The sequence below is a fragment of the Azospirillum sp. B21 genome (assembly GCF_008364825.1).
GTDB lineage: Bacteria > Pseudomonadota > Alphaproteobacteria > Azospirillales > Azospirillaceae > Azospirillum.
This window is the reverse complement of the sequence record NZ_VTTO01000004.1, coordinates 317,486-332,814: the sequence shown is the minus strand read 5'-3', so window position 1 is coordinate 332,814 and position 15,329 is coordinate 317,486. Positions and strand designations below refer to the sequence as shown.

15 protein-coding genes are annotated in these 15,329 nt (G+C 68.1%); 8 read left to right on the top strand and 7 right to left on the bottom strand.

The window, feature by feature from the left end; genetic code table 11:
• Nucleotides 1-468 carry a protease complex subunit PrcB family protein gene (locus FZ983_RS12670; RefSeq protein WP_149223892.1) on the top strand — a complete coding sequence of 156 codons (468 nt, stop codon included), beginning with the start codon at nt 1-3 and terminating at the stop codon, nt 466-468.
• Between the two features lie 183 nt (nt 469-651).
• Here the strand turns inward: FZ983_RS12670 and FZ983_RS12665 are convergent, their stop codons facing one another.
• Complete coding sequence (locus FZ983_RS12665; RefSeq protein ID WP_149223891.1) at nt 652-2,397, bottom strand: EAL domain-containing protein; 1,746 nt, start codon at nt 2,395-2,397, stop codon at nt 652-654.
• 534 nt (nt 2,398-2,931) lie between these two features.
• Here FZ983_RS12665 and FZ983_RS12660 point away from each other — a divergent pair.
• The 3 genes from FZ983_RS12660 (at nt 2,932) to FZ983_RS12650 (ending at nt 6,098) form a co-directional block, all read left to right on the top strand.
• Nucleotides 2,932-3,771 carry a universal stress protein gene (locus tag FZ983_RS12660; RefSeq protein ID WP_149223890.1) on the top strand — a complete coding sequence of 280 codons (840 nt, stop codon included), beginning with the start codon at nt 2,932-2,934 and terminating at the stop codon, nt 3,769-3,771.
• 326 nt (nt 3,772-4,097) lie between these two features.
• Nucleotides 4,098-5,018, top strand: a complete 921-nt coding sequence (locus FZ983_RS12655) for a replication protein RepA (protein ID WP_063635493.1) — start codon at nt 4,098-4,100, stop codon at nt 5,016-5,018.
• 309 nt (nt 5,019-5,327) lie between these two features.
• A complete protein-coding gene (locus tag FZ983_RS12650) occupies nt 5,328-6,098 on the top strand; it encodes a sulfite exporter TauE/SafE family protein (protein ID WP_149223889.1) in 771 nt (256 codons plus the stop codon).
• A 19-nt stretch (nt 6,099-6,117) separates the two neighbouring features.
• On the opposite strand, the gene FZ983_RS12645 is transcribed toward FZ983_RS12650, so the two are convergent.
• Complete coding sequence (locus tag FZ983_RS12645) at nt 6,118-7,017, bottom strand: methyltransferase domain-containing protein (protein WP_149223888.1); 900 nt, start codon at nt 7,015-7,017, stop codon at nt 6,118-6,120.
• A gap of 112 nt (nt 7,018-7,129) precedes the next feature.
• Between FZ983_RS12645 and FZ983_RS12640 the strand changes: the two genes are divergently transcribed.
• The 4 genes from FZ983_RS12640 (at nt 7,130) to FZ983_RS12625 (ending at nt 9,397) form a co-directional block, all read left to right on the top strand.
• Complete coding sequence (locus FZ983_RS12640) at nt 7,130-7,396, top strand: flagellar biosynthetic protein FliQ (RefSeq protein ID WP_149223887.1); 267 nt, start codon at nt 7,130-7,132, stop codon at nt 7,394-7,396.
• 13 nt (nt 7,397-7,409) lie between these two features.
• Nucleotides 7,410-8,165: a ComF family protein gene (locus FZ983_RS12635; RefSeq protein ID WP_149223886.1), complete on the top strand. Its 756-nt coding sequence runs from the start codon at nt 7,410-7,412 to the stop codon at nt 8,163-8,165.
• Nucleotides 8,166-8,282: 117 nt separating this feature from the next.
• On the top strand, nt 8,283-8,546 hold the full coding sequence (gene grxC, locus FZ983_RS12630; RefSeq protein ID WP_109152413.1) for a glutaredoxin 3: 264 nt from the start codon (nt 8,283-8,285) through the stop codon (nt 8,544-8,546).
• Complete coding sequence (locus tag FZ983_RS12625) at nt 8,543-9,397, top strand: carbon-nitrogen hydrolase family protein (protein WP_149223885.1); 855 nt, start codon at nt 8,543-8,545, stop codon at nt 9,395-9,397. The genes grxC and FZ983_RS12625 overlap by 4 nt, the downstream gene beginning before the upstream one ends.
• Before the next feature lie 120 nt (nt 9,398-9,517).
• Here the strand turns inward: FZ983_RS12625 and FZ983_RS12620 are convergent, their stop codons facing one another.
• The 5 genes from FZ983_RS12620 to FZ983_RS12600 form a co-directional block, all read right to left on the bottom strand.
• Nucleotides 9,518-10,009 carry a DNA polymerase III gene (locus tag FZ983_RS12620; RefSeq protein ID WP_149223884.1) on the bottom strand — a complete coding sequence of 164 codons (492 nt, stop codon included), beginning with the start codon at nt 10,007-10,009 and terminating at the stop codon, nt 9,518-9,520.
• A gap of 7 nt (nt 10,010-10,016) precedes the next feature.
• Nucleotides 10,017-11,882, bottom strand: a complete 1,866-nt coding sequence (locus tag FZ983_RS12615; RefSeq protein WP_149223883.1) for a DUF294 nucleotidyltransferase-like domain-containing protein — start codon at nt 11,880-11,882, stop codon at nt 10,017-10,019.
• A 267-nt stretch (nt 11,883-12,149) separates the two neighbouring features.
• Complete coding sequence (locus tag FZ983_RS12610; protein WP_149224047.1) at nt 12,150-13,823, bottom strand: cation acetate symporter; 1,674 nt, start codon at nt 13,821-13,823, stop codon at nt 12,150-12,152.
• A gap of 50 nt (nt 13,824-13,873) precedes the next feature.
• Complete coding sequence (locus tag FZ983_RS12605; RefSeq protein ID WP_149223882.1) at nt 13,874-14,176, bottom strand: DUF485 domain-containing protein; 303 nt, start codon at nt 14,174-14,176, stop codon at nt 13,874-13,876.
• A gap of 367 nt (nt 14,177-14,543) precedes the next feature.
• Nucleotides 14,544-15,143 carry a DUF1178 family protein gene (locus tag FZ983_RS12600; protein ID WP_149223881.1) on the bottom strand — a complete coding sequence of 200 codons (600 nt, stop codon included), beginning with the start codon at nt 15,141-15,143 and terminating at the stop codon, nt 14,544-14,546.
• Nucleotides 15,144-15,329: the final 186 nt, after the last annotated feature.

Here is a 15,329-nt window from a genome sequence, read left to right as displayed (position 1 = left end):
ATGAAGCTGCCGTCCCGTCTGCGCCTGATCCCGCTGGTTCTCGCCCCCGCCCTTGTGCTGACCGCCTGCCAGAGCGGCACCGACCGCGCCGGGGGCAACCTGCTGCCGGCCCAGGCGGAGGCCGGCACCGTCTGGCAGGGCAACCACAGCAGCGCCGCCGAGCGCGCCTATGTCGTCGCCCGCGACGGCGCCGAATGGACGGCGCTGTGGGCGCGCGTCGGCGAACCGGCCCCGACCTCCCTGCCCGGCGGCCGGATGGCGGTCGCGGTGTTCCTTGGTCCCCGCGACACGGCGGGCTACGGCGTCACCATCGACAGCGTGCAGCAGAAGGGGGCCGATCTGGTCGTCGGCTACCGCGAGACGGTTCCCGGCCCGGCCCAGGCGGTGGCGCAGATGCGCACCAGCCCCTACGCCGTCCGCCTGCTGCCCAGCGCCGCGGGAACGCCGAAGTTCGTCCGGGGGAAGTGAGTTCGGGGGTGGTGGAGCGCATTGCCCCCTCCCCATCCCTCCTCCTCTTCGAGGGAGAGGGGGCAGGACGCTTGTTTGCGTAACGTAAATGCCGAAGCGGCGGCAGTCCCCTCTCCCCTCGGCCGGCCGCAGGCCGGTCCGAAGAGGGGGAGGGTTAGGGAGGGGGCACCGCTAAACCACCCCTCACCGCGGCATCTGCCAAGGCAGCTCCCCGCCCACCAGCTTGCCCGCCTCGTCCGGCGGCAGCGGGCGGGCGAAGTGGTAGCCCTGACCATAGTCGCAGGCCAGCGCCCGCAGAAGATTGGCGTCGGCGCTGGTCTCGATGCCCTCGGCGATCACGTCGAAGCCCAGCAGGCGCGCCAGATCCATGATGATGCGGACGATGGCGCGGTTTTCCTCCGACTGGTGCATGGCCGAGACGAAGGAACGGTCGACCTTCAGGCTGTCGATGGGCAGCTTGTGCAGGTAGGACAGCGACGAATAGCCGGTGCCGAAATCGTCGATCGACAGCTTGATGCCCAGCGCCCGCAGGTCGCGCAGCAGCCGGATCGACTGCTCGGCCTTGTCCATGACGGCGCTTTCCGTCAGCTCCAGCTTGATCCAGGACGGCTCCACCCCGGTCTCGCGCAGGACCTCGCGCACGACCTGGACGAAGTTGGGGTCGGACAGCTGGTGGGTGGACAGGTTGACGCTCATGAACAGCGGGGCGGAGCCCGGTTCGCGCCGGTCCTGCCACTCCGCGATCTGCAGGCAGGCCTGCCGCAGGACCCAGGTGCCGAGCGACACGACAAGGCCGGTGCTCTCGGCGATGGGGATGAAGATGCCGGGCGGGATGTTGCCGCGTTCCGGGTGGTTCCAGCGCATCAGCGCCTCGAACCCGGCAAGCCCGCCGGTCACCATCTCCACGATCGGCTGGTAGGCCACCCACAGGTCGCTGCCGCTGGCCAGCGCGCCGCGCAGGTCATGCTCCAGCCGGACCTGCTCGACCACATGGGAATGCATCGCCGGGTCGAACCAGGCCTGTCGGCCGCCGCCCTGTTCGCGGGCGCGGGCGGTGGCGATCTCGGCGTCGCGCAGCACGTCCTCCGGCCGCTCGTGGCCGGGCTGGGCCTCCACCACGCCGATGCTGGCCGACAGGAACACCGTACCGCCGGAGCTGGAGCGGGCGGAGCGCACCACCGCCGCCAGCTCGTCGATGGCGGCCTCCAGCGCCGGCCGGTCGCAGGTGCCGCCGGCCAGCAGGGCAAAGGCATGGTCGCTGACCCGCGCGATCAGGTCGAAGGCGGCGGCCTGCGCCCCCATCCGCTGCGCCAGATCGTCCAGCAGCTCGTTGGCGAAGCCCTGGCCCATGCTGCTGCGGATTTCGGCGAATCGGTCGATGTCCAGGATGACCAGCGTGAACGGCTCGCCCATGTTGCGGTAGTCCGCCATGTGCTTCAGCAGCATCAGGCGGTTGGCCAGCCCGGTCACGGGATCGTAATAGGCGAGGCGGAACAAGTCGTCCTGCACCTGCCGGCGTTCGGTCATGTCCTGCAGGATGACGAAATAGCCGGTGATGGCGCCATCGTCCGTCCGGTGCGGAGCATGCAGCCGCGTCACGTAGCGCTGCTGCCCGTCGGCCTGGGTGATCCATCCCTCCGTCTGCACCGTCTCGCCCGACAGCGCCCGTTCGGCCAGCGCCTTGGTGCTACGCTGCAGTTCCAGTCCCAGATGCTGACCGATGGTGGTGCCGACCGCCTTGTCCAGGCTGGTCCCCATCATCTCCAGATAAGCGCGGTTGGCGTAAATGTGCCGCCGCTGCGGGTCCATCAACGCCACCCTCACGGTCATGGCGTCGAGAATCTGACGCAGGGCGTCAAGCCCCGGCGCACCGGAGGCGGCACCCGACAGAGCGTCGGCCAGCGCGGAGATTCGGGGATCTGGACTCATGGCGAGGTTAGAGCGGGGTACTCATCAGGAAATCGATACCCAACACTTACGCGAAGTGTCACCCGCACGTCAAAACCAAAGGCGCCCGGCAGCAGCAGAGCTTGGAGGTTTCTACAGCCGGTGCGACGAAGACACAGCCGCATATTATAGTATTCACTCAAGTCCGGGTTGCAGGATGAATCGAACCACAATCCCGGCTTTTTGTTTCGTTGGGCGCATTCGTTCGGGGCGGATGAATATATGGCCTGCGCTCCTTGCCATCTTCCTTGCGGCCTGGGATTGTATCCTTGTACAGCCATCCGCTCCGAAGTCGTTTGTGTGCAGTGCAGGAACGCGAAGAGGGCATGGCTGTGCCCTGTAAAGGAAAGACATCGGCAACCGTCGACGGCTTTATACTGCCAAGGCAAGTGGGGCCAACGCGTGCGGGCCACTGCAAGTGAGGTTATCCCGCCCGGCACCGCCCCGCCCGTGCATCGCCCCTGCTTCGATTGGCGATGGCGGCAACGATCACAATCAATGGGCAGGAATTACGTCATGGCTCTCAAGGACATTCTGGTGGTCGTCGACGATACGCCCGCGTCCGCAGCGCGTCTCGACCTCGCGGCCCAGCTCGCGGCCCGGTGCGATGCGCATCTGACCGCGCTCTACGCCTTCACCGACGTCGTGTTCCCCGGCTATATCGAATCCCAGTTTCCGCAGGAACTGCGTGAGAGCCGCCGTCAGTCGCGCAACGACCAGACGGCCCAAATGGCTGCGGCCTTCAACGACGCCATGCGCCACCATGGCCTGAGCGACCGTTCGGAATGGCTGGTTCAGGAAGGCGACCCGACCATTGCCGCCGCCGTGCGCGGCCGTTACGCCGATCTGGTGGTGGTCGGCCAGCCGGCTCCGGACCGCGACCGCGACCAGCCGGTCGCGCAGCCGGCCGACCTGCTGTTCGAATGCGGCCGGCCGCTTCTGGTCGTGCCCTATGCCGGACGCTTCTCCTCCATCGGCGAACGGATTCTGGTCGGCTGGAACGGCAGCCGCGAGGCTGCGCGCGCCATCGGCGACGCCATGCCCCTGCTGTCCACCGCCAAGCGGGTCGTGGTGATGGCCGCCAATCCGAAGCGCGGCCCCGATGGCCTGGGCGACGAACCCTGCGCCGACATCGCCCGCCACCTGTCCCGCCACGGCTGCCGCGTGGAGGCCACCCACGTCGCCACCGACGTGGTGGAACCCGGCGACACCGTGCTGAACATGGCCGCCGACGAAAGCTGCGACCTGCTGGTGATGGGCGCCTATGGCCGCTCCCGCTTCCGCGAACTGGTGCTGGGCGGCATGACCCGCTTCATGCTGCAGCACATGACGGTTCCGGTGCTGATGAGCCATTGAGGGGGATGGGGCGTCGCCCGCCGACGCCCCCACCCGTGGGGTTAAGCGACCACCCGCCTCCCGAGTCCCTCCGCAACCGTCGCGAGTCGCCCCTTGCCGCCCGTGGGGAAAAGCGACCGCCCTCATTTGTCCACCCCGTTCCCCGTGGGGCAAAGCGGCGGATTCGTGGGGAAAAGCGGCGCGACTCGGGCTTTCCCCATGGGGATAAGCGGCGACTCAACTAATAAGTCTAACAACTAACCGTCGACTAGCACGGTCGCCTAACCCCACATTGACTCCGGCGCCCGCCGCTCACCAGGATGCCACAACATCTGGGCGGGGCGGCGATGGGCGACATACACAGGCTGGTGATCGAACATGGGCGGGACAAGGCGCGCGCGCTGGTTCGGCCCGAGGATCGGACGCTGGTGGACATCGCCGCCGACATCCTGGCGGACGAGAACCAGCATCTCGGCATCACCTACAGCGGCTTCTGCCTGACCAGCCTGCCGCACAAGAAGCTGGCCGACGACGCACCCTGGGAAAAGCGCGGCCATCAGGTGACGCTGCTGGTCGAACCGGGACGGCTGAAGGTAAACGGCAAGGTGAAGCTGTTCGGCGTGCCCTATGGCGCGCGGGCACGGATGATCCTGATCTATCTGCAGACCCAGGCGGTGCGCACCGGCCGGCGCGAGGTGGAACTCGGCCGCTCCATGCGCGACTGGCTGACCCGCATGGGCATCAGCGTCGGCGGCGAGACCTTCCGCGGCTTCCGCGAGCAGTCTCTGCGCATCTCCGCCTGCACCCTGAAATTCTTCTGGGACGGCGAGAATGCCGACGTGTTCGAGAAGGGCGGCATCGTCAAGCGCGGCCTGATCTTCCACGACGACCTCGGCGACGACCGCCAGGGTACGCTGTGGAACGACGTGGTCCAATTGGACGAGACCTTCTTCCAGGCCCTGCGCGACCATCCGGTCCCGCTGCTGGAGGAAGCGGTGCGGCAGTTGAAGGACCGCTCGCTCAGCCTCGACCTCTATGTCTGGCTGGCCTATCGTCTGCATTCGCTGAGCCGGCCGCAGCCGATCTCCTGGCCGTCGCTCTATGCCCAGTTCGGCGCCGGCTACGACCAGATGAAGCACTTCAAGCCGCGCTTCGTGCAGGCCCTGCAATACGCCCTGGCCGCCTATCCGGACGCCAAGGTCGAACCGGCCGACGACGGCGTCGTCCTCCACCCCAGCCGTCCGCCCATCGCCCGCCTGCTGGCCTGACGGCGTGGGGTTAAGCGACCGTGGTTGATTAGGTCGTTGCTACGGTCGCCCCCACCCTAACCCTCCCCCACCTTCGGTGGGAGAGGGAACTCCGCCGCTCCGGCGATCAACCTCACGCCCACAAGCATCCTACCCCCTCCACCGCGAAGCGGGGGAGGGATGGGGAGGGGGCAACTGCAGCAACCACCACCCCCCGGTCGCTTCCCCCCACACCCCCAAAGCGCGCCGGATCCATTGACACACGTCATTGGACCGCCCTCCCCTCCCCCTTAAGATCGCCGCCAGTTCCCGATTCGGAGAGGCTCTGCCTTGGACGCCCTGTCGCTGCTGGATGCCGGACTGAACCAGTGTGCCGTGGTCATCGACCGTGACGGCGGACTGTTGCTGGCCCTGCTGACCGCCGGGCTGGTCGGCGGAACCACCCATTGCACCGGCATGTGCGGCCCCTTCGTGCTGGCGCAGGTCTCGGCACGGCTGGAGCGGGTGCCGCTGTCGGCGATGTCGGAGTTCCGGCGCCTGACCGGGGCGGCCGTGCTGCCCTACCATGCCGGCCGGGCGACGACCTATGCGCTGATCGGCGCGCTGTCGGCCTCGGTCGCCGGCCATATCGGGGCGCTGCCCGGACTGCGCTGGCTGTCGGTGGCGCTGCTGGCGCTGGCGGCGCTGTTCTTCCTCGGCTACGCCGCGCGCAGCGTCCTGTCCTGGTTGCCGAAAGCGCCGTCGCTCGGCAAAGGCCGGCTGCAGAGCTGGTGGGGGAACCGGGTGTCCGGCCTCGCCCGGCCGCTGTTCGGCAACCCGACCGGCTGGCGCGGCTATGGGCTGGGGGTGGCGCTGGGCTTCATTCCCTGCGGGATGCTCTATGGCGCCATCGCGGTCGCGGCGGCGAGCGGCAGCGCGCTGACCGGTGCGCTCGGGATGACCGCCTTCGCGCTCGGAACGGTGCCGAGCCTGCTGGCGGTGGGGCTGGCCGGTCATGTCGCCGGCCGCACCTGGCGCACCGCCGTCGCCCGCATCGCCCCGGCGATCATGCTGGTGAACGCCGGGGTGCTGGGCTGGATGGCCTGGAAGCTGGTTGCGTAAACCAGCCCCTCAGCCTGCTTCAGTGAATGCCGCCGCCCTTCAGCGCGTCGCCGAGCGGAATCTGCCCGCTGCCGGGCTTCAGCGGCTGCTGCTGGCTTTCATGCGGCGACCAGCCGGCGAGATAGAGCACCTCGAAGGTCACCGGGATCCGCCCGTCCGGCTCGGCGTAGAGTTGGGCATAGCGTTGGGCCGCATCGAACAGCATGGCGCGCGTGGCGGGAACCTTGCGCCGCGCCAGCACGGCGTTGGTCTCGCCCATGCCCCGCAGTTCGCGCATCAGGGCGAAGGCGTCGGAATAGGTCACGGTGATGACGTCGCTGTCGACCACTGGCAGGGCGAAGCCGGCACGTTGCAGCAACCCGCCGGCATCCTTGATCTCGGCGAAGGGCGACACGCGGGGGGAGACGCCGCCAGCCACCTCCATCTCCGCCTCGTACAGGCAGCGGCGCAGCTCGGCCAGCGTCTGGCCGCCCAGCATCGAGGCGCAGAAGAAGCCATCGGGCTTCAGCGCCTGCCTGATCTGCACCAGGGCACCCGGCAGGTCGTTGACCCAGTGCAGGCTGAGATTGCTGACCACCAGATCGAAGCTGCCGGGGGCGAAGGGCAGAAACTCCTCATCGGCGGCGATTGCGGGGTTGCCCGGACCGCCGGCGGCACGGGCGAAGTCCGGCGACAGGTCGCAGGCGACCAGCCGTTCGATGCCCTTGCGGCCTTTCAGGATGCGGCCCATCGCCCCGTCGTGGCAACCGACATCCAGCGCCAGCGGGAAGGGACGAATCACGTCCTCCAGCCGGTCGGCCAGCCGGTCGGCGATCTCCTCGAACAGGAAGGAATGGTCGGAGAATTCGGCGACGGCGCGGTCGCGGCGGCGGCGGACCAACGCGCGGTCGAAGACGGTCATGCTGTCGGGGCTTGTCATGGCCGCACTATACCCCAGCCCGGCGGCACCACAACCGTGCTACACTCGCAGCCCAGCCACCATCTCCACGGCACCACCCCCGAACGGGTCGGCAAACCGGACAGGCATCAGCATGGGCATCGATGAGGCCATCGCCGTCAGCCACGAAGCGCTGATGGTCATCCTGAAGATCTCGCTGCCGCCGCTGGGCATCACCGCCCTGCTGTCGACGGTGCTCATGCTGTTCCAGAGCGCCACCCATATCAACGAGCCCTCGCTGCAGCAGGACACCAAGTTCTTCGCCACGCTGCTGATCCTGTTCGTCACCGGCCCGGCGATCTATCTGGCTCTGCGCGACTACACCGGCGTGATCTTCGAACGCATCGCCATGTTGCAGTGACGGGACCGGTCGGATGCAAACACCTGCCCATCTTGCCGGATTGGGCCGCGCCGCCGCCGGTGCCGCCGCCAGGCTGCTGGACGCGCTACTGCCGCCGCGCTGCCTCAGCTGCGGCGAGGCAGTGGACCGGCAGGGAGGACTGTGCGCGCGCTGCTGGAGCGGCCTAACCTTCATCGCCCCGCCGCTGTGCGCCTGCTGCGGCCTGCCCTTCGAATATGAGGCGCAGGAGGGCGCCCTGTGCGGCGCCTGTGTGGCCGCCCGTCCTCCCTTCGCCCGCGCCCGCGCCGTGCTGGTCTATGACGACGGCAGCCGGCCGCTGGTGCTGGGCTTCAAGCATGGCGACCGGATCCATGCCGCCAAGGCCTACGGCGTCTGGCTGGCCCGCGCCGGGCGGGAGTTGCTGGAGGACGCCGACCGGCTGGTGCCGGTGCCGCTGCACCGCGGCCGGCTGTTCCACCGCCGCTACAACCAGGCCGCCCTGCTGGCGCAGGCGCTGTCGCGGCACAGCGGCGTGCCGGCCATCCCCGACCTGCTGGAGCGGCGGCGCGCCACCCCGACCCAGGGCGGGCTGGACCGCCAGGGACGCCACCGCAACGTCAAGGGCGCCTTCCGCCTGCGGCCGGGGCAATCGGTAACGGGTCAGCGGCTGATTCTGGTCGACGACGTGCTGACCACCGGGGCGACGCTGGCGGAATGCACGCGCGTCCTGCTGCGCGCCGGGGTGGCCCGGGTGGACGTGTTGACGCTGGCCCGCGTGGTGCACCGCTGACGCTTGAAAAGGGCCGGGTTCGGCGATGCTGACCGGCGTTGCGCGCGGGCTGCAACGTCTGGCGCCCCTCGTGGGTTGACCTTATAGTTTCCCAACGTCCAAAAGGAGCCCAGTGGCATGGCCGACGTCGTCATCTACACCACGCCCTTCTGCCCCTACTGCATGCGGGCCAAGAGCCTGCTCGACGGCAAGGGCGTGAAATACGAGGAAATCGACCTCTACGCCCAGCCGGGCCGCCGCAGCGAGATGATCGAGCGGTCGGAAGGCCGGACCACCGTCCCGCAGATCTTCATCGACGGGAAGCCCTATGGCGGCAGCGACGACATCCACGCGCTGGACCGCGCCGGCAAGCTCGATCCGCTGCTCGGCATCGCCGCATGAGCGAAGCCATCCTCGGCAGCGGCATGCTGAAGGCCGCCTGCGTCCAGGTGAATGCGGGCACGGAGCTTGAGCCGAACCTGCTGGCGGCGGGCGACCTCGTCCGCCGCGCCCGCGATGCCGGGGCAGCCTTCATCGCCCTGCCGGAGAATGTCGGCTGGATCGTCCAGGGCCGTGACAAGACGATGCAGCGCGTCCGCAGCGAGGCGGAGCATCCCGGCATCCCCTTCTTCGCCGATCTGGCGCGGGAGACCGGGGCCTGGATCCTAGGCGGCACCCTGCATGTCCTGCTCGACGACGGGCGCGCGGCCAACCGCAGCTATCTGTTCGACGCCGACGGTCGGATCGTCGCCTCCTACGACAAGATCCACATGTTCGACGTCACGCTGAAGAACGGCGAGTCCTATCGCGAATCGGCCAGCTTCCGGCCGGGCGAGCGGGCGGTGGTGGCGTCCAGCCCGTGGGGCGGCATCGGCATGACCGTCTGCTACGACGTGCGCTTCGCCTATCTGTACCGGGCGCTGGCCATGGCGGGGGCGTCGATCCTGACCGTGCCGGCCGCCTTCACCGTGCCGACCGGCCGCGCCCACTGGCACACGCTTCTGCGCGCCCGTGCCATCGAGACCGGCTGTTTCGTGATCGCCCCGGCCCAGACCGGCAGCCACGACCAGGGCCGCCAGACCTACGGCCATTCCCTGCTGATCGCGCCGTGGGGCGAGGTGCTGGCCGATGCCGGCACCGATGTCGGCTTCATCACCGCCGACCTCGACCTCGACCGGGTGGCGGAAGCCCGCGGCATGGTCCCGTCGCTGACCCACGACCGTAGCTTCGAGGTGGAGCGGGTGGGGTTCTAGAGTCTGTCTGGTGCTTATTGAAGCACCAGACAGACTCTAAGCTTATGGTTTTCCGTGTGATTCACGCCTCAAGCGATTCCGCTTGAACCGATCACACTCTAGGGCATCGGTTCCGATTCCTCAGCGCCCCTCCTGGGTCAGCCGCAGCCATGCCATCGCCACGGCCAGCGCGGTGCCGATAGCCCCCTCGGGGCGGACCGGCAGGTCGAGATCGCGGATCATGCTGTCCAGCCGCAGGTCGACCGCATGCTTCACCGCGTTGCGGATCTTGCGGTCGTAATAGAGGCCCGACACCTCCACCCGCTCCTGCGCCATCGGGCGGCCGGTCAGGCGTTCCGCCATGGCGACGGCGAAATCCAGGTAATAGCCGACCAGCGGCCGGTCGCCGATGAAGGCGTGCAGCCGGTCGCCGGCCTCCCCCAGCCCGCTGTCGCTGCCGGGATGGAGCAGCAGGGCGCTGCCGGTCAGGATGCGCGGCCCGCGAATGCGGATGGCGGCGAAGACCAGCGGCCTTGCAGTCTCCAGGTCGAAGCTGGTCGCCTCGCAATGGATCGCCACGCGTTCGCGCCTGTCGCTGTGGCGGTCGATGTCGGTATGTGCGGACTGGACCATCGCCGCCTCAGTGGTTCAGGCGGAAATGATGGGCGATCAGCTCCTTGAAGCTTTTCACCAGCGCCAGACAGTCCTTGAACTGGTCATGGTCGAGCTTGCCCAGCCGGTCGGGATAAACGAGGTTGTCGATCGCCAGCTCCGCCCCCTCCTCCGATCCGGGCTCCGGAAGATCGACGCGCGCCTTCAGCCGGATGGTCGACAGGATGGTGAAGGCCTCCACCAGATCGCCGGCCATCTTGCGGTCCAGCGCACCCAATTCGGCCAGCACCTGGATGCGCTCCACCGTGTTGGTCTCCGCCCGATGCTTTTCCAGGGCCAGCGCCCGCACGCCATGGACGATGGGGAAGATGCCGGCCTTCTTGATGTCCACCGGCTCCCCCCGCCGCCGGTCGAAGAGGGCGGCGAACAGGCCGCTCGGCGTGTCGAAGGACAGGGTCGGGCGGGCGAACTGGGTGAAGAACATCTGGTTGTCCTGCAGCCGGCCCAGCAGATAGTCCTTCGCGTCCTGCAGCAGCGTGGCGTCGCCGGCCACCGGGGCGGCGTCGTAGAAGATGGCGAGGTTCATCTGCGCCGCTTCGTCCGGGCGGTGGATCCAGCTGAAGATCGCATCCTTGTAGCCGGCGAGCGGCCGCGTCCACTCCGGGTTGGACAGCATGATGTTGCCCGGACAGGGCGGATAGCCGAACTCCACCAGATGGCGGGTGAACTCGGCGGCGATGCGAGGCAGATCGGGACAGTCGAAGCCGTCGCGCAGGATCAGGCCGTTGTCCTGGTCGGTCTTCAGCAGCTGCTCGCCGCGCCCTTCGCTGCCCATCACGATCAGGCAGCTGTTCGCCAGCAGCTCCGGCGGGGCCAGCAGTTCGAACAGCTTGCGGAAGATGCGGCGGTTCAGCTCCGTCACCAGATCGGCGATGAAGGACACCTTGACCCCGGTGGCGTGCAGGGTGCGGATCAGCTCGACGATGGAGCGGCTGGCCCGGCGCAGGTCGTCGGGCCCGGTCGCATGCTCCACCTGCACGCCGATGACCTGGGAATGGTTGGACAGCACCGCCAGCAGGTCGCTTTGCCCCAACAGCCCGACGACGGCCCCGTTCTCCGTCACCACGACGCGGCGCACCGCATGCTTGGTCATCAGGACCAGCGCGTTGAACAGCAGGTCGTCGCGGTCCAGCGTCAGCAGGCCGTAACGGGCGAGCGGCCCGACCGGGTCGGTCACCGGCCGGCCGTCCAGCACCACCAGATCGCGCAGGTCGGTGCCGGTCAGGATGCCGGTCTGCCCGTCCGCCCCGCGCACCAGGACGCTGCTCGCGCGGTTCTGCCTCATCGCCTCGGCCGCGTCGCGCAGGCTGGCGGCGGCCTCCACGAACAGCGGCGGGTGCAGGTAGGCCTGCCGGATGCGGGCCATGGTCAACGCCGCCATCTCGCGGTTGGACCGCTCGGCCGCCAGATCGCGCATGCGCTGGGCGAAGTCGCCGAGGATGGCGGTGCCGAAGGCGGAATTCTCGGCGGCCAGCGCCTCCAGCGCCGCGCGCGGGATCAGATGGCAGACGCACTCCTCGACCGCGACGAAGCGGCGGGCGCCGGCGCCGATGCCGTCGCCTCCCACCGAGCCATACAGCGCCTGCAGGCCGAAGCGGTCGCCCGGCCCATGGAGCGCCGCCACATCGCCGCCGCGGCGTTCCTGCACGGTCCCGCGCAAGACGACAAACAGCGAGTCGGTCGGCTCCTCCCGGCAGAGGATCACGGCCTCGCGCGGATAGAGCGCGATGTCCAGCGCGCCGGCCAGCGCCGCGCGCTGATCCGCCGTCAGCAGATTGAAGGGGTGCCGGCCGAAATCGAAGTCGGGGGAGGCGGTCGGCGTCGCGTGCTGCACGGGCGGGCTCCGTCACAGGAGGGCGGGGCATAAAAAAGCGCCCCCGGATCGCATCCGGAGGCGCTTTTCAGGATACACCCGCCGGGCGTGATGCCGGAAGCGGGTGCGACATTTGGCGGCGTGGTTCGCTCACCGCACGGGCTGGAGCGTTTTCCCGGAGGGGAAGGGATGCCTCCCCCGGTGGGAGGAAGGGATGCGGTGCGAGACGCGATCCCTTCCGTTCTTCTTCTTGGCGCTTTGCCCGTTTTCTTCGTTCGGCAGGTGGCCTTAGTGGGCGGAGGCACCCTCGGCACCCAGGCCGGTCTGCGACCGGATGTACTGGGCTTCGAAGTCTTTGCGCTCCTTCTGGGCCTGCGCGCTGTTGTCGGTGATCGAGAAGAACCAGATGCCGACGAAGGCGATGATGATCGAGAACAGGCCGGGGTTGTCGTAGGGGAAGAGCGCGGCCGGGTTGCCCAGAACCGCCTTCCACACCGTCGGACCCAGGACCAGCATCGTGACCGCCGACACCAGGCCCAGCGTGCCGCCGATGACGGCGCCGCGGGTGGTCATCTTGTTCCAGAACATCGACATCAGCAGGATCGGGAAGTTGGCCGAGGCGGCGATGACGAAGGCCAGGCCGACCATGAAGGCGACGTTCTGGTTCTCGAAGGCGATGCCGAGGACGATCGACAGGATGCCGATGACGACCGTGGTAATCTTCGAGACGCGGATTTCGTCGGCCTCGTTCACGCGGCCCTTGGCGAAGACCGAGGCGTAGAGGTCATGGGAGACCGCAGAGGCGCCGGCCAGCGTCAGACCCGCGACCACCGCCAGGATGGTGGCGAAGGCGACCGCCGAGATGAAGCCGTAGAACAGGTCGCCGCCGACCGCATGGGCGGTGTGGATGGCCGCCATGTTGGTGCCGCCGATGACGTTGGCGATCACCGCCTTGGCGCCGGCCGCCGGGGCCGCCGTCAGGAAGGGATAGGCGCCGGTGGCGTCGGGGGCCAGGATCATCAGGATGGCGCCGAAGCCGATGATGAAGGTCAGGATGTAGAAGTAGCCGATGAAGCCGGTGGCGTAGAAGACCGACTTGCGGGCTTCCTTGGCGTCGGCGACGGTGAAGAAGCGCATCAGGATGTGCGGCAGGCCGGCGGTGCCGAACATCAGCGCCATGCCCAGCGAGATCGCCGAGATCGGATCGCTGATCAGCGCGCCCGGCGACATGATCGCCAGACCCTTCGGGTGAATGTCGACCGCGGCCTTGAACATCGCCTCGGGGCTGAAGCCGAACTTCGCCAGGATCATGAAGGCCATGAAGGAGGCGCCGGACAGCAGCATCACCGCCTTGATGATCTGCACCCAGGTGGTCGCCAGCATGCCGCCGAAGGTCACGTAGCCGATCATCAGCACGCCGACGATGATGACGGCGACCAGATAGTCGAGGCCGAACAGCAGCTGGATCAGCTTGCCGGCGCCCACCATCTGGGCGATCAGGTAGAAGGTGACGGTCGCCAGCGAGCCGCAGGCCGACAGGGTGCGGATCGGCGTCTGCTGGAAGCGGTAGGAGGCGACGTCGGCGAAGGTGTACTTGCCGAGGTTGCGCAGCCGTTCCGCGATCAGGAACAGGATGATCGGCCAGCCGACCAGCCAGCCCACCGAGAAGATCAGGCCGTCGAAGCCGTTGGCGTACACCAGGCCGGCGATGCCCAGGAAGGACGCGGCCGACATGTAGTCGCCGGCGATGGCCAGACCGTTCTGGAAGCCGGTGATGCCGCCGCCGGCGGCGTAGAAGTCCTTGGCCGACTTCGTCCGGCGGGCCGCCCAGAAGGTGATGCCCAGCGTCAGGAGGACGAAGATCAGGAACATGATGATGGCGGACCAGTTCGTCGCCTGCTTGGTCACCGCGCCTTCGACGGCGGCGGCGTAAGCGGAGGCGGGAACCAGCGCGCCCGCCATGGCGGCCAGGGCGGCAGCCGGGGCGGCGATGCGGGTGGTGGCTGCGCGGATCACTTCGATTCCTCCAGGATCTGGCGGTTCAGCTCGTCGAATTCGCCGTTCGCCCGGTAGACGTAGATGCCGGTCAGGATGAAGGCGGACACGATGGTGAAGACGCCGACCGGAATGCCCCAGGTCGTGACGCCGGAGCCGATCGGCGTGCCCAGGAAGCTCTTCCCGAACGCCACCAGCAGAATGAAACCGAAATAGATGACCAGCATGGCAATCGACAAAGTCCAGGCGAAGGCGGACCGTTTCGCCACCAGCTCCTGGAACTTCGGATTGTTCAAAATCCGTTGTGCGCTTTGATTCATGTGCGTCCCCTCATCGAGTGCCGGCAATTGTTCGGCTGTCCTTCAGACACCGTCTGCGGGACATGCGGGCATTTGCCGTCCGGGCGGTCGCGTCCGGGTTTCTCCCCGTAATTCGTACGCCCTTGACCTGCCCAATTGTTTGATACAGATCATTGTTGGGCGCACCCCCTACCTTGGTCGATGGGATGGTGCGCCAACCGGGGACGATCCCCCGGAAATCCCCGGAAATCCAGGCCCCGGCCAGGGCTGCGGCGGCATACGAGAAAGGCGCCCCCGTTTCCGGGCGCGCCTTACAAACAGTCAGCTTTTCAGATGGTTTCGTTGGGAATCAGTGGTGCCGCCGCATCCGGCGCGGCGGCCGCAACCCTCAGGAGTCGCTTCGCGGAATCCACGGAATGCGGTGAAATGTCACACCTTCCTCGTGGAGTTCGGCGACCTCGTCGTCCGACGCCTCGCCATAGATGCCGCGGGGGTCGGTCTCGCCGTAATGGATGCGCCGCGCCTCTTCGGCGAAGCGGTCGCCGACATAATCGCAGTTCTTCTCCACGCTGCGCCGCACCTCGGTCAGCTGCCGCATCACCTCGGCCACCGCCTCGCGCTGGGCGTCGTTCAGGCTGGGCGGCAGGGCGGCGACCATGTCGGCGGCGCTGGGCAGCGGAACCGGGGCGGGAATCGGCGCCGGCAGGGCGGCGGGCGCAAGGGAAGGGGCATGGCCGGGAATGGCGGCGGAAACGGCCGCCGGCGGGGCGTCGGCCGCGACGGCTTCGGCCTGTTCGCGCGCACGGTCGGCGGCCTTGGCGACGCCCTTGGCGATGCGCGGGGCCATCGGCGCCTTGCCGACGACGGTGTCGCCGCAGATCGGGCAGGCGATCTGGTGCGCCGCCGCCTGTTCGTCATAGGCGGCACCGTTGCGGAACCATGCCTCGAACCGGTGGTCGGCCGAGCATCTCAACGCGAAGAGGATCATATCCCCACAAGCCCCAAACTAACCCGCAGCAGGAAGGTCCGCCCCGGTGCGCCGGTCCGGGTTGCGGCGCGACTCGGGATTTGCCCTAATTCAGCACGGCCGGGCCGCGCCGTCAAACGCCGCCCGGTCCTGTCGTCCATACCACCTGTGATATCGTTTCCGCGACCGCCAAAGGAAAGTCCGCGA